Genomic DNA, 17,199 nt, shown 5'->3' with positions numbered 1-17,199 from the left:
GCGGTGTTCGCTGTATTCACTCACCCGAATCACATACTGATTTCACTGGTTCAACTCTTTCCTGTGCCTCGACTCTTTGGGGCACAGCGAGCAGATATGTCTCCCGAATCACTGAGTTATATAAGCTAATGACTTGATGCTTATCGACTTTAGTCTAAGCTAATTAAGATAAATCTTAGTTGGGCATAATAAGCCGACAAGTAATGGCTTTATTGTAATTTTTTGTCGTATTTTGATTTTAGAAACTCCTCTAACTCATCGTCCAGGGTGAAGAATAAAATCCAAAGAGCCTTAAGGCTTTTTGGTTTTATCGTGCATGCACGTTGATCGGCACATTGTTAATTTGCGGCTCAATCATTCGCCATAAGGACTCAACTTATGCTGTTTAACTTCAGCTCATCTCATGCATCTCCACGCGCAGAACTGACATCAATTGATAATGCAGTTCCAATGATTATTTTTAAGCCCGACGGCACAGTAAAACACGCGAATACATTATTTTTACAGGCAATGGGATATCAGCAAAATGAGGTTGTGGGTAAACATCATAAATTATTTTGTGACCCACATTATGCGCGAAGTGATGCTTATCGCCGCCACTGGCAATTACTCAATGAAGGGCGACCTATTACCGATAATATTAAGCGCATTCGTAAAGATGGCAGCATTATCTGGCTACAGGGGACCTATACACCGGTACTTGATAGTCAAGGCCGAGTTGTGGAAATAATTAAGATTGCGAGTGATGTAACTGAGCGAGTTTTGCAATCTCAGGAACATCAAAGTTTACTGGCTGCTTTAAATCGCTCTATGGGGATGATTACCTTTACACCGCAGGGCATTATTTTGGATGCCAATGATAATTTGCTTAAGGTGATTGGCTATTCATTGGCAGAGATTCAGCATAAACCCCATCATATCTTGTGTACTCCTGAATTTGCTCACTCGGATGAATATCGTCAGCATTGGCAGCGATTAGCACGAGGTGAGTTTGTTATCGGGCGTTTTGAGCGAGTCAATAGCCGTGGTGAGCGGGTATGGCTGGAGGCGAGTTATAACCCGATTATGGATAATGATGGGCAGATACTGAAAGTAGTAAAGATTGCTCAAGATATTACACAGTTGATGTTGCAGCAAGAACATGAGGAAAACCTGATCCGCGATGTGCACCATTTGTCATTAACCACCGATCGTTCCGCATCTCAGGGCGCTGAAATTGTTCAGCAGGCGGTGCGTGGTATGCAAGAGGTCGAATCTGTCGCTCGTGAAACATCGGATGTTGTCAGTGAGTTAGGCCGCTGCTCGAAAGAGATAGGCACCATTGTAGAAGCTATTCGTAAAATCTCTTCGCAAACTAACTTACTGGCGATCAATGCTTCTATTGAAGCTGCCCACGCCGGTGAACATGGTAAAGGTTTTTCAGTGGTAGCGAGTGAAGTCCGGATGCTGGCAGAGAGGTCTCGCAAGGCAGCGACAGAAATCGAACATATGACAAAGACGATTCAAAACGGTGTTATGGCGGCCATTAAGGGCATGGATGTTTGCGTCGAACATGCCGGTGGCGGAGTGACACTGACACAAGATGCCGGTGAGGTTATCAATCAGGTCAATATCGGTATGCAGGATGTGGTGAAGTTGATGGCCGCATTTGCTCAAGTAAAGAATCGGCAAAGTATGCCAGGCTAGGTTTAAGATAGCGCAAGATAAAAAACGGGCAGGTATCGGTGAGATACCCGCCCGTTGTGATTTGATACCTGTAGCGCATTAAGATACGTGTTGCAGGAATTCCCGTAAACGCTCACTGGGTGGATGAGAAATCAAGCTATCAGGATCACCATCTTGTGCCACGCGGCCTTTATCAATAAAGATCAGGCGCGACGCCACTTTTTGGGCGAAACCGACCTCATGAGTCACAATCACCATGGTCATGCCTTCTTCGGCCAAGTCTTTCATTACCGTCAGGACTTCATGGCGCAATTCAGGGTCCAGTGCAGATGTTGGCTCATCAAACAGCATCAGTTTCGGTTTTACCGCCAATGCACGGGCGATAGCCACACGCTGTTGTTGACCGCCCGACAGTTCCGCCGGGTAATGATGAGCGCGCTCTTCTAAACCCACCTTGGTCAATAACTCCATCGCGAGCTTATTGGCAGCTTCTTTTGATGCCTTACGTACACGGATCGGGCCAAATGCCACATTTTCCAGCGCCGTCAGGTGCGGGAACAGGTAAAACTGCTGGAACACCATGCCAGCTTCCTGACGAATTAAGCGTTCATCGACTTTAGGGTCATTGACATCCAGACTGTCGACAATCAGTTGACCACTGGTAATCACTTCCAGCTTATTGATACAACGCAGCAAGGTCGATTTACCTGAACCGGAAGGACCAATAATGACCACCACTTCTCCCTTGGTGATATTCAGATTGATGTCGTGGAGCACCTGGGTTTTACCAAAGTGTTTGGAGACGTTTTTAAATTCAATCATATGATTTTCAGTTTTCTTTCTAACCGGCGCAGAACGAAGCTCAGAGCCAAGGTAATTATCAGGTAGATCACCGCCACCGCACTCCATATCTCCATGGCGCGGAAGTTGCCGGCAATAATTTCCTGACCCTGACGAGTCAGTTCGGCTACGCCAATCACAATAAACAGTGAAGTGTCTTTGATGCTAACGATCCATTGGTTACCTAATGGCGGCAACATACGACGCAAGGCCAATGGCGCAATCACATAACGCAAGGTATCACGTTTGGATAAACCCAACGCCAGTCCGGCTTCACGGAACCCATTATGAATGGATAGCACGGCACCACGGGTGATTTCCGCGATATAGGCACCAGAGTTAATAATGATCGTCACAACGGCTGCTGAGAAGGGGTCAATGCGCACAGGCATCATCATCGGCAATGCAAAGTAGATGAACATCACCTGCACCACAATTGGCGTGCCACGGATAAGTTCAATAAAAACTAATGCGATATTTCTACTCAGCCAACCGCCATAGGCGCGGGCAAAACCGGCTATAACCCCAATAATCAGGCCGCCAAGCAACCCCAAGACCGAAATCCATAGGGTTAACTTGGCGCCTTCAAGCAGGATTGGGATGGCGGGCCAAATAGCGCTCCATTCAAACTGCATGGATATTCTCCTGGTCTAAAAACGGCAAAAATAAATTACTTAGGTTCTACGCCGAACCATTTTTTATAGATTGCAGCGTAAGTGCCGTCTTCTTTCAGGGATTTCAGAGCAGCGTTAACTTTTTCACGCAAGTCACTGCCTTGTGGGAATGCGACACCATACTGCTGGGCTTTAATGGAGTCACCTACAGCTTTGAACTGGCCATTACCGGCGGTTTTGATGAAGTAAAGGATGTTGGGTGTGTCATGCAATACAGCATCAGCACGGCCAGTACCTAACTCCAGATAAGCGTTATCAATATTTGGGAATTGGCGCAGGTCTTTGGTTTTGATATTGGCTTTCGCGTAATCAACAGAACCCGTACCACTTTTCACTGCCAGCACTTTCCCCGCCAGATCAGCTTCGCCTTTAATGTCATTGTTATCTGCTTTGACCATCACCAGTAAGCCGCTGTTGTAATAACCATCGGAGAAATCAACGGCTTTTTTGCGCTCGTCAGTAATGGTGATACCGGCCAGTGCCAGATCCACGTTTTTGGTTTGCAGCGCAGGAATGATGCCACTGAAATCCATTGGTTTCAGGGTATATTTCAGATCCAGTTTTTTCGCGATGGCATCCCATAAATCGATATCAAAACCGACATATTTATCCCCTTGTTTGAACTCAAAAGGAACGAAAGCGGTGTCTGTTGCAACAATCAGTTCTTTCTCTGCGGCGTGGGAGCTAACGGCAAAGGCCAGCGTGAGTGCGGCCAATGAAACTTTGACAAGTGACTTCATAAGTGGGAGTTCCTTTGTGCTTTTGTGGATATACCTTGGGTTGTTGAGATTGCAGTGAGCTGCAATGCCAATCGCTTGAGGCATGGAGATCCATTTTTATATTTCAGGATGCAATATGAAAAGATCGTGCCAGAAATGCAAGTTATTTAAAAACAAAGAGATTTCTTAAATTAATTTGCAGGTAAATACTTAGCTGACACTCATTGCACCAATGTGACCCACCAAAATGGTGCGTTACTGTCATTTTGGTGCAACTTATCGATTATTTACTTATTATTAACTCGGTAGTCAATAATAAACAATCGGTAATCAACATTAATGTAACAATATTGTTAACTGTATCGGATTTTTGCTTGAAAAGGGTGCAGTGAGGGGAGTTGAAAACTATCTAAGTTGGCTATCTTTACTGCCACGACGATTATAGCCAGCATGGGTTGCTTGGTGTTTATCTAATTCATTTTGGCAGGTCAGACAATATTTAACACCGGCCAGTGCCTTGCGTCGTGCTTCAGGAATAGCGTGCCCACACTCCAGACAATATAATTCACTCTCACCTTTACCAAGAGCTTGTCGGGCGCGTTGGACTGCGTCTTCTAAGGTCGAGTCAATTTGATCTTGTACTGCGCCGTCGCCAGCCCATCCACTTGCCATATGACCTCCATGAACAGAGCCGGATAATCACCGGCCCTGTATCGTATCCTACAATTTAAAATCTACTGAGCTATAGGATGATAATTACTCAATATTTGCTTCGATAAACCACAAGAATTTATCCAGATCACGAGATGCGGCGGTAAACATATCTGCCGTATCTTCATCTTTAACTTCTGAAATTGCTTTACGGATGAAGTTCGCGACCACCCCATAACGATCCGCCAACTCTTTCAGGTGCTCTTGCACACTGTGGATATTGGTTGGATAGCTCTTCAATGGTGTTTCTTGAGTTACGAGTTGTGCAGTACCTAACGCAACGCCACCTAACTGTACGGCACGCTCAGCGAAGGTATCCAAGTGATCATTAATGGCAGTGCGGAAGCCATCCAACATTTCATGGACAGCAATAAAGTTGGCACCACGCATATTCCAATGTGCTTGTTTGGTGATAAGTGACAGATCGATGAACTGAATAACCATGTCATTTAAGTACTTAATGGTTATTTCTTTAGTATGTTCATCAACATCATTGCGTGTGTAGATGAGTTCGGAAGATTTTGCTTTTACCAGTTTTGCTGTACTCATAATAGGTATCCCTTTATTGAGTTGATTGCCAATTTCTTCACCGCAATAAGTATAACAAGAATATTTAACTTTGTGGTTTAGATAGTGCCTATCAATTAAATAGCTTATTAGCAAGAGTGTTTTAAAATGTAATTGAGTGTTTCCTATTTAAAATAGATTTTTTGCTTTTATGGCGTCTAATCGATAATGACTATGGCTGTGATTTATATATATTTTATTATTTAAATGGTTTTGAATGGTATTTTATACTGAAGATGAAATGAAGCTGTGGTTAATTAATAACTTGCGTGGCTCAGTTTCGGTGATTAATAACATGAAAAATAAATAGTTTCTACTCTGGACTATTTCATTGCTATTTTATCAATATGTTATGCCGATTAATTTAACCGGCATTGATAAGAGGGTTATTGTGGCATGTGGGCAACAATGAATAAGCGTGGGAATGCGAGTAAGCGTTGCCCATCAACTTGTTGTGGATAGGCGGTATCGATGAGAGCCAGATAATCTTGCAAGAAATCTACTCGCAGAGCTTCAGAAAGTGGCTCGAGGAAGGGGCGTAAACCGGTAGCACGTAGCCAGTCAATAATCGCTTGTGCTGAAGGCATTGGGTGGTGATAGGTGGTACGCCAAATATCTACCCGTTCGGCATGTGGAGCCAACAAATCGTAATATTGATTGGCCGTGAGCACTTTTGTTCGGATAACCCCTGCTTCTTGTAAGGTTTGTTGCCATGGGCCATTTTCTGCCACTTCCCGCATGGCTCTGTGGCTGGGTTCATCCAGATTATCAGGCATCTGAACCGCAAGGACACCGCCGGGTGCCAGCTTGGTCAATAAATCAGGAAAAAGTTGCTGGTGGTCAGTGATCCACTGTAATGAGGCATTGGCATAAATAAGGTCTTGTGGCTCAGAAGGCTGCCACTGGCGGATATCTGTTTCGAGAAAGGCGCAATCAGGCAAGCGCTGCTGCGCGCTGAGTAACATACTTGCTGAATTATCAATTCCAACAAGTTGGCTGTGGGGAAAACGCTGTTGCAATAACTGAGTGGAGTTGCCCGGCCCACACCCTAAGTCACTGATCCGTTTTGGGGCTGCTAGCGTAATATGCGCGAGCAGATCATTGGCAGGGCGGGTGCGTTCCGCTTCAAATTGGCGGTATAAATCAGGATCCCAGTCTTGCATGAATAACCTCCAAGAGAGTAACAGTGGAGTGATTTGGGTAGTAAAAACCGCCATCACTCTTTAACGTAAGTCCTACAACTTCAAGCCTTACAAAAACAAAGAACAACAGTATCTTACAGATTTTGTAATGCGCCACTGAATAAGACCGCCCCAGTTGGCTGACCAGTAGGAGATCCGCCGTGCGGCTCCAGACTGATTGCCAGCAATGAATTTGCGCTTAACTGATTTTCAGCCAGTGTCAGTTGGGTTGGCCCATGGGTATTTAGCAAGCCCAGTGAGTGAGGTTTTTCACCGGCGGGAATACTCCATAATTCAAGGCTGTTGCTATCACTGACTGCAACTGGATTGAGTGGTGTTAGCGTTAAACTGCGAGTCGATTTTTCAAGGCTGACAACCCATTGGCCATGTTGTTGGCTATTAGACAACACTGCTACAGGTATTGCCGTGGGGGGGGTTACCAGTAGTCGCGGTATCACTAATATAGCAGCAAGAGCGGCGGCGACCGCCCAACCAGCATAAGACCAACGATTTCGCTTAATATGGCGCACATTAATGGCTGGTAACTGTAGCTCCAGCCGTTTCCAAACACGCTCAGGCGGCTCTAACGGGGCTAGCTGATTATCCAATTGAGTAAACAAGCTTTGCCAACTGGCAACATCTGCTGCCAGCCGGGGATCACGGCGGACTCTTCGTTCAAAACGCACCCGGGCCAGTCCGCGCAAGGTTCCCAGCGCATACTCTGCAGCCAGTGCTGAGTCATATTCGCGTCTGTTTTTCATAAGCCTACACAGTCCTTCAGGTGGTCCAGTGCACGACGTATCCAGCTTTTTATCGTACCAAGTGGTTGCTGTAAATGAATTGAGATTTCCCCATGAGAAAGCCCTTGATAATAAGCCAGCATAATACTTTGCCGTTGCTCTACTGATAGGTGCGCCAGGCAATTGGCTAATTGTTGAGCTTCACTATCTTGCTGCAATTGCGCCAACGGTGTCAGGGTGTCATCGGGCAGTGCAGCAGTTTCTTCATCGTCCAATGTTTGCAGGCGATTATCACTACCCCGCATCAAATCGATAGCTCGGTTACGTACGATATGCGTTAGCCACGTCAGCGGTGCACTGAGTTGCGCATTATAATTTCCTGCTCGGTGCCAAACGGTGAGAAAGCTGTCGTGTAAAACTTCTTCTGCTCGGGCAGGATTACGGAGCATGCGTAGCGCGACTGCGAATAATCGGGGGGAGGTGAGTCGATAAAGCTTTTCAAAAGCGGACTGATCGCCTTGAGCTATGGCATTTATCAGTCCGATCTGTTGTTCCAGCGAACATTCATTCATGTGCCAATCCCTAAAAAATCCGTCAGGTGCAGTGAGACACTGCACCCAGTATAGACGGGTTTTATTTAGGCATCAGGACAGTATCGATAACATCGATCACACCATTTTTCTGTTGTACATCATAGGTACTGATGTTGGCGACATTCCCTTTCGCATCTTTGATCTGAATATTGTGCGGACCATTATTCATAAACCATAGTGGTTGACCGTTAACAGTTTTCAGTTCAGCAGTGCCCCCACCGGCTTTAATTTTACTTGCTAACTGCTTCATATCGTACTTCCCGGCCACCACGTGATACGTCAGGATCTGGGTGAGCATGGCTTTATTTTCTGGTTTGACCAGATTTTCAACCGTACCTGCTGGCAATTTTGCAAACGCGGCGTCAGTGGGTGCGAACACGGTAAAGGGACCCTGGCCTTGTAGTGTGTCAACCAACCCAGCGGCCTTAACTGCTGCAACCAAAGTGGTATGGTCTTTCGAGTTCACCGCATTCTCAATAATATTCTTGCTCGGAAACATTGAAGCGCCACCCACCATGACAGTGTCGGACATCATGGCGGCCATTGAAACACTGCTGAACACTAAAGAAGCACAGATAGCGGTACGAATAAGCGTTTTCATAATGTATTCCTTTTAGGATGGTTGAGGTGAAGTCTTGCCTCACATCTACCTATACGAATCAGCTTGGTGTTTTGGATGCAAAAAAATTAAAAAATAATAAAGAAAAAACGCCAACCCTTGAAATTACTGGGTTGGCGAGAATACTGGTAGGCATCAGAAAGGCTATTAGTGCGAGTTTGGGACGAGTACCCGATGCATAACATAGGCATCAACGTAACCCAGTTCGCGATGGTTAAATGCGTTTGGTAATGTGGCAATGATGTCGAAACCTAACTTTTGCCATAGAGCAACGGCCAGAGTATTGGTGCTGACAACAAAGTTAAACTGCATTGCCCGATAGCCGAGAGTTGTTGCCTGTTCAATGCAATGAATCCCTAAGGCTTTGCCAATCCCCAAGCCGCGAGCTTGCCCGTCAACCATAAACGATGCATTAGCAACATGAGAACCGAGACCGCGTTGGTTATCGATTAATTTATACATGCCAACAATATGTTGTTCATGCAGCGCGACAAAACAGCGCACCCCGGGGCCAAACCAGTAATCATAAGCATCTTGCTCAGAGGTATCAGGAGTGAAGACATAAGTATCCCCACGGCTGATGACTGCCTGAAATAGCGGCCATATTTGGGCAAAATCTGCGGGCGTCGCCATTCTGATTTCCATGTATAGCTCCTTTTTTAGGCAATTTGGTCAATTTGGGGCTTGGGTTTGATCGTTAACGTTGCACCAATCGATGCACTGATAATGGATGCCAAAGCCAACCATTGAATCAATGTTAGATGTTCATTTAAGAATACCAGCCCCGAAATTGCCGCTAATGCAGGTTCCAAACTCATCAGCGTACCGAATGTACGGGTTGGAAGGCGGGTGAGGGCGACCATCTCAAGTGAGTAGGGCAACGCGGTGGACAAAATAGCCACCGCTAAGGCAACCGGTAAAATTGCGGGGTCAAACAGTGCCAAACCGTTATAAGCCACCCCTATTGGACAGAAAACCAGTGCCGCAATCAGAGAGCCAACTGCAACGGTTCCTGGCCCATGATCTCCCCCGGCTTTTTGCCCTGAAACGATATACAGTGCCCAGCAAGCCCCCGCACCTAGCGCATAAGCCGCACCAAACAAATCTATCGTGCCAATATTATTCCCTAAGGGTAATAGGAACCACAAACCAAGTATGGCTAATCCGACCCAGATGAAATCAACGGGGCGGCGTGAAGATAGCATAGCTACCGCCAGAGGTCCGGTAAACTCCAGTGCGACGGCAATCCCTAATGGCACCGTTTTTAATGACAGATAAAACAGAAAATTCATGCCACCCAACGTCACCCCATAAATAAACAAGGGTAAACGACTGCCCGCTTCAAATCGCATTCGCCACGGTTTAAAGATGATAAACAGTATTAATGTGCCAATACCAAGGCGCAGCGACGTTATTCCCTGTGCTCCGACGACGGGAAACAGGCTTTTTGCAAGCGATGCGCCACTCTGTATTGAGATCATAGCGATTATCAGCAAGAAAATCGGAAGCAGTGGCAGTGAATGTTTGGATGAAGGAGACAAAGACATCCTGTTGAGCCTCGAAGAAAAGTATTAGATATCCATGTCTGCCAGTGTAAATGAAATGTCAGCGAAGTGTTTGAAAATAACCAAGAACTAAAGAAAAGACGTCGCCCAGAAAATTAAAGATAAATAATTTTCTGACTTGCTGTTTTTTAACGCTATTTTTGACGTTAATTTGAGCATGAAAATTAAGAATAGTCTGGAATGCCTTTTGGTGATGGATGTCACAAAATAGAGTGGTATAGTGAAAAATCGTAAGCGTATTAGCAAGATGGAAGATGCTTGAAATTCTTTGTTACACCAAATAAATAGTTAGACAATCATTATCAGGCAGAGTTTCTAACTGTTTATTGTTATAATTTCATGGTGTTTTTGTTTCATCTAAAATTTTGCGTCTTTCGAGGTGGTTATGAATAAAATTGCATGTCTTTCAGCTGTAGCAGCTTGTGTATTAGCAGTGACCGCAGGTTCCGCTTTTGCAGGTCAAAGCACTGTTTCTGGTGGTTATGCCCAGAGCGATTACCAAGGTGTTGCTAACAAATCTTCAGGTTTCAACCTGAAATACCGTTACGAGTGGAGTGATTCTCAACTGGGGTACATCACCTCTTTCACTCACACTGAAAAAAGCAGCTTCGGTGACAGCGCGTCTGTTTACAACAAAGCACAATACAATGCCATCACCGGTGGTCCAGCTTACCGCATCAACGATTGGGCTAGCATCTATGGTCTGGTAGGTGTGGGTTACGGTCGTTTCACTCAGAACTTCCCAACTTCTGCGGGCGACAAAAACAGCACCAGCGATTACGGTTTCACTTACGGCGCAGGTATGCAGTTTAACCCAATGCAAAATGTTGCTCTGGATGTTTCTTACGAACAGAGCCGTATCCGCAACGTTGATGTGGGTACTTGGGTTGCTGGCGTAGGTTACACTTTCTAAGCAATTGCTCAGGTCTATCAGCATTCAGCATTCATCTTTTATCGTGACATGCTGTGCTTGAAAAATCCGCTTTCGGGCGGATTTTTTTCGTCTGTACCCTACATCGGTATCAATCAGTGATGCTGGGAGTGGCCGTATTTGACGGGATGAAAACTATTTGACCGTATTGGCGGCATCAGCAATCAAATCGATGATTTGTTGTGGATGTGAAATATGTGATGCGTGGCTAGAGAGTAACTCAATCACCTTTTGTGCTTGAATTCGTTCGGCAAATCCACGTTGTGTTTCGGCTGGTAACATTCTGTCTTCGGTTGAAACTTGATACCAGCAGGGTTTGACGCGCCAGGCTGGTTGGGCTGACTTATCAGTAAAAGTGCGGGCGGCTAAAGGTTTTTGTGATAACGCCATAACCAAGGCTTCGTTTTCATCGATATCTTGGCACATGTGCTCATGGAATTTGTCGGAATCAATCCACAAAAAACCGTTATCATCAGGGCGAATGTAAGCTGTCCCGGCAGGGGGGGCACGTAAAGCTAATAGGCTAGATAAACTTTCACCAGCATCAGGGGCAAATGCGGCAAGATAAACCATCCCTACCACATTTTGCAGGTGCCCGACCTGTGTAATCACCATTCCGCCATAAGAGTGACCGACTAATAATGTCGGGCCATACAATGCAGTGGTGAGTTTGATCGTGCGTTCTACATCATCGGCTAATGATGTAAGCGGATTCTGGATAGCAATAACTCGGTGTCCCATTGCATGTAAGGCGGGAATAATATGTCGCCATTGTGAGCCATCAGCCCATGCTCCATGTACTAATAGAATATTAAGTTTTGCCACCATATTTCCCCCTGAACGGGTATTATCGTCAGTCGTGCATAATATCTTTATGCAGATACGGTATTCTTGATGAATAACAATTTCTGGTCATTTACTGTTCTTAATTACAAGTTTTAATGACTGATGTATGTTATTAAAATTAATCAACTCTGTTATTAGAATTAAAGTATAAGCTTCCGGAGATGAATGGCTTTAAGATAAATACTAAAAAAGGCTATTCAATTAATCTATTAATGTGATATTTAACGATATAAAATCCCTAATAACAAAATAGAGGCTATTTTAAATAAGTAAAAACAAGAGATTAACCTGATTTTATCTCTTGATATTACCACGTAATTTACTGGTAAAAATGGAATAATATGACACACTACTCATAGCTTTGATTGATTGTCACTGTGTTTATCGTGATTGACGTATCAAGCTGAATAAAAACAATTGGTCAATATAAAACAATAAGTTGCCCTAAAATAGGTTGTAATCATGACAATACTCAGTGAACAGGTAGCTCCTATACTGCATGATACCAAACTAGAACAGCAAATTTTACGCCGCTCGATTTTTTGTACCTTGTTTATTGCCATTATGGGCATCGTTTTCGGTATTGTGTGTGGCTCAATGTCGATTATTTTTGATGGTATGTTTTCTGCGTTAGATGCTGGGATGTGCAGTTTATCTTTATTGGTATCTCGATTACTGGGTCAACCCAATAGCCGGCGTTTTCAATATGGTTTCTGGCATGTCGAACCTTTAGTTTTGGCCTTTAATGGCAGTCTACTGGCTTTCCTTTGTCTGTATGCTTTTGTTAATGCTATTAAAGGGATTATCGATGGAGGGCGGGAGCTGGAGCTTGGCTGGGCAATTGTTTATGCGCTGGTCGTCAGTGTTTTCTGTTTTACTATCTTCTTAAAACAACGCCGCCTAAATAAACGAGTGAAGTCTGAATTAATTGCATTGGATACCAAAAGCTGGCTGATGTCAGCTTGTATTAGCTCTGCTTTATTAGTGGCCTTTTTGCTTTCCTGGAGCATGGAAGGCACGCGCTATGAACATTTGATTGTTTATACTGACCCTAGCGTGTTAGCACTGTTAACATTGGTCTTGATTCCAGTTCCAATAAAAACAGTCATTGCCGCTGTTCGTGAAGTATTACAGATGACACCCGATACACTGGATGCATCGATGGAAAGCTTAATGGACAGACTAATGGCTAAGTACCAGTTTGTTGATTATTCACACTACGCCACCCGTATTGGTCGGGGATTATTTGTCGAAATTCATGTGGTTATTCCACCAGAGATGGAAAATAGCGGAGTCTCTTATTTTGACCAAATACGTGATGAAATCTCCCATGCGATTGGCGAGTCAGGGCCACATCGTTGGTTAACCATTTCCTTTACCCGCAATGCGAAGTGGTTATAGTAAAAAGTCATGGGCCAGATGAATGTACATTAACTCACCGGGATAATGAAAAAGATGATGACGAAACGCCAAGTAAAACTTAACCCGATTGATGCACCACCAAGATTGACTTCAGTTGCTAAAGTAGCGCTTAGTGATGACACTATTGCTGCACGTAAAGCTAAAATTATCAGTAATATGGCTTACGCTAATATTGATTACTTACTTATTTATGCTGATAAAGAGCATGGTGGTAATTTCGAGTATTTGGCCGGATTTATTCCGCGGTTTGAAGAGGCTGCCATGGTTGTGCATGCTTCAGGCGAAATCTATTTATTGCTCGGTAATGAGAATTTAAAGCTGTCACAATATGCCCGAGTGAAAAATACCGCGATCCATGTTCCTTATTTTTCGCTGCCTAATCAGCCGATGGACACCACTAAAACCATGGCGGAATTACTGGCTGAAACCGGAATACGACAGGCAAAAAATGTCGGAGTGGTGGGGTGGAAATTGTTCACCAGCAAGTTAGAAGATAATAGCCAGCTATTTGATGTTCCCTATTTTCTTCTCGATGCTATCAAGAAGTCTGTTTCATCGGCAGCGTCGGTAACGAATGCGACAAATCTATTTATTGGCAGTGATGTGGCGGCTAGGGCGACAAACAGTGCTAATGAATTAGCTCATTATGAATATGGCGCTAATTTGGCATCAAATTGCGTTCTCAGTGCATTAGCTGCAGTAGATATTGGCATAACAGAAAAACAACTTGGCAGTTATCTGACAGATGAAGGGCAACCGAACACCGTTGTGATAATTGCTGCCACGGGTGATCGTTTTGAACAGGCTAATCTGTATCCGGGCGATAAAACGGTAACGCTAGGTGATAAAATATCATTGACCACGGGCTTTAAAGGCGGCTTAAGTAGCCGAACCGGTTATGCCGTCCATCATGCAGATGAGCTACCAAAAGCGCAAAGAGATTACCTTGATAAGGTTGCTATTCCTTATTACTCCACGGTAGTGGCTTGGCTGGAAAGCATTCGAATCGGAATGCCCGGCAAAGAGATGTATGCGCTAGTGGAAACTATTTTCCCTAAAGCGCAATACCACTGGTCATTAAATCCAGGTCATTTGACTGCGGATGAAGAGTGGCTTTGTTCGCCGATTTATTCTGGTTCAGAAGAGAAAATTCGCAGCGGGATGCTATTCCAAATTGATATTATCCCTTCGGTAAAAGGCTATGCAGGAGTTAGCGCAGAGGACTGTATTGCTTTGGCTGACAAACCGTTACGTGATGAACTGGCTACCCGTTATCCAGATGTTTGGCACAGAATACAAAAACGTCGCGATTATCTCAGTGAGACACTGAATATCCATCTAAGTGAAGAAGTATTGCCAATGTCGAATACGGTGGGTTATCTCCGGCCTTTCTTGTTGAATAAAGGCGGTGCATTGCAATGCAGCAATAAAGTGCCTAACTGACACATACCATCTGAGCTTTATTGAGAAGGGGCTATTTGGCCCTTTTTCTGGTGATAGGCCTTGCTGTAGCCGCCGCTCATTCCCCGATTTATCTTCCTGTTGAGATTTCATGCAAACTGGAGGCGATACTCTTGCCATCTTGTGGCATAATGCGCGCCGAATCACATTTTCTAGTATTCTTGAATATCCCTATTCAGTAATCCAATCGAGAGCGAGCTCTGTGCTAAGTACTAACAATATCACCATGCAATTCGGCAGCAAGCCGCTGTTTGAAAACATTTCAGTAAAATTCGGCGGCGGTAATCGCTATGGCCTGATCGGCGCTAATGGCTGTGGTAAATCCACATTCATGAAAATCCTCGGTGGTGATCTGGTGCCAAGCGGCGGTAACGTTTTCCTGGATCCAAACGAGCGTCTGGGTAAATTACGTCAGGATCAATTCGCCTTTGAAAACAACACTGTGCTGGACACCGTCATTATGGGGCACGGCGAACTGTGGGAAGTAAAAGAAGAGCGCGACCGCATTTACGCCCTCGCTGAGATGAGCGAAGAAGATGGCTATAAAGTCGCTGATCTGGAAGTGGCCTACGGTGAAATGGATGGTTACAGCGCAGAAGCCCGTGCCGGTGAATTGCTACTTGGTGTTGGTATTCCTGTTGAACAGCATTACGGCCTGATGAGCGAAATTGCTCCCGGCTGGAAACTGCGTGTGTTGCTGGCGCAGGCCCTGTTCTCAGACCCAGAAATTCTGTTACTCGATGAACCAACCAACAACTTGGATATCGATACTATCCGCTGGTTGGAACAAGTTCTGAACGAACGTAGCAGCACCATGATCATTATTTCCCATGACCGTCACTTCCTAAACATGGTTTGTACGCACATGGCAGATCTGGATTACGGCGAATTACGCGTTTATCCGGGTAACTATGACGAATATATGACGGCGGCGACGCAAGCCCGCGAGCGTCTACTCTCTGATAACGCTAAGAAGAAAGCTCAGATCTCTGAACTGCAATCATTTGTTAGCCGTTTTAGTGCCAACGCCTCTAAATCCAAGCAGGCCACATCACGTGCTCGTCAGATTGATAAAATTCAACTTGATGAAGTAAAAGCGTCCAGCCGCCAGAACCCGTTTATCCGCTTTGATCAGGATAAAAAGCTGTTCCGTAATGCGCTAGAAGTTGAAATGTTGACCAAAGGTTTTGATAACGGTCCACTGTTTAAGAACCTGAATTTGCGCTTGGAAGTGGGTGAGAAAGTGGCAATCCTTGGGCCAAATGGTATCGGTAAATCGACTTTACTGAAAACATTAGTCGGGGATTATGAGGCTGATGCAGGTACGGTTAAATGGTCAGAAAATAGCAAAATTGGCTACTACGCACAGGATCATGCCAGCGATTTTGAAATCGACCTGACTGTATTTGACTGGATGAGTCAGTGGAAGCAAGAAAAAGACGACGAGCAGGCTGTGCGCAGTGTGTTAGGCCGTTTGTTGTTTAGCCAAGACGACATCAAGAAGAAAGTTAAGGTGCTGTCTGGTGGTGAAAAAGGACGGATGCTGTTTGGTAAGTTGATGATGCAGCGCCCTAACATTTTGATCATGGATGAACCAACCAACCACTTGGATATGGAATCCATCGAATCTCTGAACATGGCATTGGAAATGTACGAAGGTACGTTAATTTTCGTCTCCCATGACCGTGAGTTCGTTAGCTCCCTGGCGACCCGAGTGATTGAAATGACACCGAAAAAACTGATCGACTTTACCGGTAACTACGAAGATTATCTGCGTAGCCAAGGTATTCAGTCCTGATTATTTGATTGAGTGTTAATAAGAAAGCTGATGCATCGCATCAGCTTTTTTTATTTTAATGATTAGACGATGGTCTCACTCTGCCTTACTGCAAACTTCGCAGTTGGCATCTTTTGCCAGTTTCATACTACGAAACTCGGCCGTCATGGCATCATACATGAGTATGCGACCTGATATTACCTGACCGTAATCAGCCAGCAGCTTAATGGCTTCCATGGCCTGTAAATTACCAATAACCCCTACCAATGGGGCCATGACACCAGCCTCAACACAGGTCAGGGCGTTATCGCCAAACAATCGACTCAAACAGCGATAGCAGGGCTGATTCTCCTGATAAGTAAAGACACTCACTTGCCCCTCCATGCGGATTGCTGCGCCAGACACCAGTGGTTTATGCTGCAAATAACATAGACGATTAAGCTGCTCACGGCTGGCGACGTTATCTGTGCAATCCAGTACTAATTGATGTTCTGCAATAACAACAGAAAGTGACTCATGATCTAGTTGTGCATCAATAGCTTCCAGTTTTACATCAGGGTTCAGCTCTGACAGCGTCAGTGCCGCAGAGGTCACTTTAGGCATACCGATGCGGCTGTCACGGTGTAGAATTTGTCGTTGTAAGTTGGAAAGAGAAACCGTATCAAAATCCAGCAGTGTAAGATGGCCAATACCTGCCACGGCTAGATATTGTGCTGCTGCACATCCAAGGCCGCCCAACCCAACAATTAAGACTTTGGCTGCGTTTAGTTTTTCCTGACCATCAAAATCAAAACCGCGCAGAATGATTTGCCGGTTATAGCGCAGGGTTTGTGCATCGGAAAGTTCCGGCAACATAGTAGCCTCTTAGCAATTAGTTGTTCAACAATC

General features: G+C 44.9%; 18 protein-coding genes. 5 read left to right on the top strand and 13 right to left on the bottom strand.

Translation table 11 applies throughout. The annotated features are described in order from the left end of the window. Positions 1-378 precede the first annotated feature (378 nt). The gene (locus ACIOG0_RS14885; protein ID WP_050098748.1) at positions 379-1,686 is read left to right on the top strand and encodes a PAS domain-containing methyl-accepting chemotaxis protein; all 1,308 of its coding nucleotides are present in this window, start codon (positions 379-381) and stop codon (positions 1,684-1,686) included. A gap of 78 nt (positions 1,687-1,764) precedes the next feature. Here ACIOG0_RS14885 and glnQ read toward each other — a convergent pair whose 3' ends face one another. From glnQ to rhtA, 11 genes are all read right to left on the bottom strand, one after another. After that, on the bottom strand, positions 1,765-2,487 hold the full coding sequence (glnQ, locus tag ACIOG0_RS14880; protein ID WP_128451747.1) for a glutamine ABC transporter ATP-binding protein GlnQ: 723 nt from the start codon (positions 2,485-2,487) through the stop codon (positions 1,765-1,767). Beyond that, complete coding sequence (gene glnP, locus ACIOG0_RS14875) at positions 2,484-3,140, bottom strand: glutamine ABC transporter permease GlnP (RefSeq protein WP_004709093.1); 657 nt, start codon at positions 3,138-3,140, stop codon at positions 2,484-2,486. The genes glnQ and glnP overlap by 4 nt, the downstream gene beginning before the upstream one ends. Positions 3,141-3,175: 35 nt before the next feature. Beyond that, positions 3,176-3,919: a glutamine ABC transporter substrate-binding protein GlnH gene (glnH, locus tag ACIOG0_RS14870; protein WP_050098746.1), complete on the bottom strand. Its 744-nt coding sequence runs from the start codon at positions 3,917-3,919 to the stop codon at positions 3,176-3,178. 384 nt (positions 3,920-4,303) lie between these two features. Continuing rightward, complete coding sequence (locus ACIOG0_RS14865) at positions 4,304-4,570, bottom strand: DksA/TraR family C4-type zinc finger protein (protein ID WP_050098745.1); 267 nt, start codon at positions 4,568-4,570, stop codon at positions 4,304-4,306. Between the two features lie 84 nt (positions 4,571-4,654). Beyond that, entirely contained in the window at positions 4,655-5,158 is a 504-nt protein-coding gene (dps, locus tag ACIOG0_RS14860) for a DNA starvation/stationary phase protection protein Dps (protein ID WP_050098744.1), read from the bottom strand. A gap of 404 nt (positions 5,159-5,562) precedes the next feature. After that, positions 5,563-6,339 (bottom strand): trans-aconitate 2-methyltransferase, encoded by a 777-nt coding sequence (tam, locus tag ACIOG0_RS14855; protein ID WP_050098742.1) that lies wholly within the window; start codon positions 6,337-6,339, stop codon positions 5,563-5,565. Positions 6,340-6,452: 113 nt separating this feature from the next. Further along, positions 6,453-7,118, bottom strand: coding sequence for an anti-sigma factor domain-containing protein (locus ACIOG0_RS14850; RefSeq protein ID WP_050098741.1), 666 nt, complete (start codon positions 7,116-7,118; stop codon positions 6,453-6,455). After that, the gene (locus tag ACIOG0_RS14845; protein WP_050098740.1) at positions 7,115-7,669 is read right to left on the bottom strand and encodes a sigma-70 family RNA polymerase sigma factor; all 555 of its coding nucleotides are present in this window, start codon (positions 7,667-7,669) and stop codon (positions 7,115-7,117) included. Before ACIOG0_RS14845 ends, ACIOG0_RS14850 begins: the two co-directional genes overlap by 4 nt. Positions 7,670-7,730: 61 nt before the next feature. Continuing rightward, entirely contained in the window at positions 7,731-8,291 is a 561-nt protein-coding gene (locus ACIOG0_RS14840) for a fasciclin domain-containing protein (RefSeq protein ID WP_050098739.1), read from the bottom strand. Positions 8,292-8,456: 165 nt separating this feature from the next. Continuing rightward, the gene (locus tag ACIOG0_RS14835; RefSeq protein WP_050098736.1) at positions 8,457-8,954 is read right to left on the bottom strand and encodes a GNAT family N-acetyltransferase; all 498 of its coding nucleotides are present in this window, start codon (positions 8,952-8,954) and stop codon (positions 8,457-8,459) included. A gap of 14 nt (positions 8,955-8,968) precedes the next feature. Continuing rightward, positions 8,969-9,856, bottom strand: coding sequence for a threonine/homoserine exporter RhtA (gene rhtA, locus ACIOG0_RS14830; RefSeq protein ID WP_050140999.1), 888 nt, complete (start codon positions 9,854-9,856; stop codon positions 8,969-8,971). Positions 9,857-10,259: 403 nt separating this feature from the next. Here rhtA and ompX point away from each other — a divergent pair, with 403 nt between their 5' ends. Next, positions 10,260-10,787, top strand: a complete 528-nt coding sequence (gene ompX / locus ACIOG0_RS14825) for an outer membrane protein OmpX (protein ID WP_050098731.1) — start codon at positions 10,260-10,262, stop codon at positions 10,785-10,787. A gap of 153 nt (positions 10,788-10,940) precedes the next feature. Here ompX and ACIOG0_RS14820 read toward each other — a convergent pair whose 3' ends face one another. Then, positions 10,941-11,633, bottom strand: a complete 693-nt coding sequence (locus tag ACIOG0_RS14820; RefSeq protein ID WP_050098729.1) for an alpha/beta fold hydrolase — start codon at positions 11,631-11,633, stop codon at positions 10,941-10,943. A 480-nt stretch (positions 11,634-12,113) separates the two neighbouring features. Here ACIOG0_RS14820 and ACIOG0_RS14815 point away from each other — a divergent pair, with 480 nt between their 5' ends. From ACIOG0_RS14815 to ACIOG0_RS14805, 3 genes are all read left to right on the top strand, one after another. After that, positions 12,114-13,052 carry a cation diffusion facilitator family transporter gene (locus ACIOG0_RS14815; protein ID WP_050098727.1) on the top strand — a complete coding sequence of 313 codons (939 nt, stop codon included), beginning with the start codon at positions 12,114-12,116 and terminating at the stop codon, positions 13,050-13,052. A gap of 45 nt (positions 13,053-13,097) precedes the next feature. Further along, the gene (locus ACIOG0_RS14810; RefSeq protein ID WP_050295453.1) at positions 13,098-14,516 is read left to right on the top strand and encodes a Xaa-Pro peptidase family protein; all 1,419 of its coding nucleotides are present in this window, start codon (positions 13,098-13,100) and stop codon (positions 14,514-14,516) included. Between the two features lie 220 nt (positions 14,517-14,736). Continuing rightward, positions 14,737-16,332: an ABC-F family ATPase gene (locus ACIOG0_RS14805; protein WP_072087678.1), complete on the top strand. Its 1,596-nt coding sequence runs from the start codon at positions 14,737-14,739 to the stop codon at positions 16,330-16,332. Positions 16,333-16,407: 75 nt separating this feature from the next. Here the strand turns inward: ACIOG0_RS14805 and moeB are convergent, their stop codons facing one another. Beyond that, entirely contained in the window at positions 16,408-17,166 is a 759-nt protein-coding gene (gene moeB / locus ACIOG0_RS14800; protein ID WP_050098723.1) for a molybdopterin-synthase adenylyltransferase MoeB, read from the bottom strand. Between the last annotated feature and the right edge of the window lie 33 nt (positions 17,167-17,199).

The organism is Yersinia vastinensis, from assembly GCF_044905075.1.
Classification (GTDB): Bacteria; Pseudomonadota; Gammaproteobacteria; order Enterobacterales; family Enterobacteriaceae; genus Yersinia; species Yersinia vastinensis.
This window is presented reverse-complemented; position numbering and strand designations above follow the sequence as displayed.

Coding starts and splice junctions, on each gene's coding strand:
- ACIOG0_RS14885 (WP_050098748.1), top strand. CDS start 379: ATGCTGTTTAACTTCAGCTCATCTCATGCATCTCCACGCGCAGAACTG.
- glnQ (WP_128451747.1), bottom strand. CDS start 2,487: ATGATTGAATTTAAAAACGTCTCCAAACACTTTGGTAAAACCCAGGTG.
- glnP (WP_004709093.1), bottom strand. CDS start 3,140: ATGCAGTTTGAATGGAGCGCTATTTGGCCCGCCATCCCAATCCTGCTT.
- glnH (WP_050098746.1), bottom strand. CDS start 3,919: ATGAAGTCACTTGTCAAAGTTTCATTGGCCGCACTCACGCTGGCCTTT.
- ACIOG0_RS14865 (WP_050098745.1), bottom strand. CDS start 4,570: ATGGCAAGTGGATGGGCTGGCGACGGCGCAGTACAAGATCAAATTGAC.
- dps (WP_050098744.1), bottom strand. CDS start 5,158: ATGAGTACAGCAAAACTGGTAAAAGCAAAATCTTCCGAACTCATCTAC.
- tam (WP_050098742.1), bottom strand. CDS start 6,339: ATGCAAGACTGGGATCCTGATTTATACCGCCAATTTGAAGCGGAACGC.
- ACIOG0_RS14850 (WP_050098741.1), bottom strand. CDS start 7,118: ATGAAAAACAGACGCGAATATGACTCAGCACTGGCTGCAGAGTATGCG.
- ACIOG0_RS14845 (WP_050098740.1), bottom strand. CDS start 7,669: ATGAATGAATGTTCGCTGGAACAACAGATCGGACTGATAAATGCCATA.
- ACIOG0_RS14840 (WP_050098739.1), bottom strand. CDS start 8,291: ATGAAAACGCTTATTCGTACCGCTATCTGTGCTTCTTTAGTGTTCAGC.
- ACIOG0_RS14835 (WP_050098736.1), bottom strand. CDS start 8,954: ATGGAAATCAGAATGGCGACGCCCGCAGATTTTGCCCAAATATGGCCG.
- rhtA (WP_050140999.1), bottom strand. CDS start 9,856: ATGTCTTTGTCTCCTTCATCCAAACATTCACTGCCACTGCTTCCGATT.
- ompX (WP_050098731.1), top strand. CDS start 10,260: ATGAATAAAATTGCATGTCTTTCAGCTGTAGCAGCTTGTGTATTAGCA.
- ACIOG0_RS14820 (WP_050098729.1), bottom strand. CDS start 11,633: ATGGTGGCAAAACTTAATATTCTATTAGTACATGGAGCATGGGCTGAT.
- ACIOG0_RS14815 (WP_050098727.1), top strand. CDS start 12,114: ATGACAATACTCAGTGAACAGGTAGCTCCTATACTGCATGATACCAAA.
- ACIOG0_RS14810 (WP_050295453.1), top strand. CDS start 13,098: ATGAAAAAGATGATGACGAAACGCCAAGTAAAACTTAACCCGATTGAT.
- moeB (WP_050098723.1), bottom strand. CDS start 17,166: ATGTTGCCGGAACTTTCCGATGCACAAACCCTGCGCTATAACCGGCAA.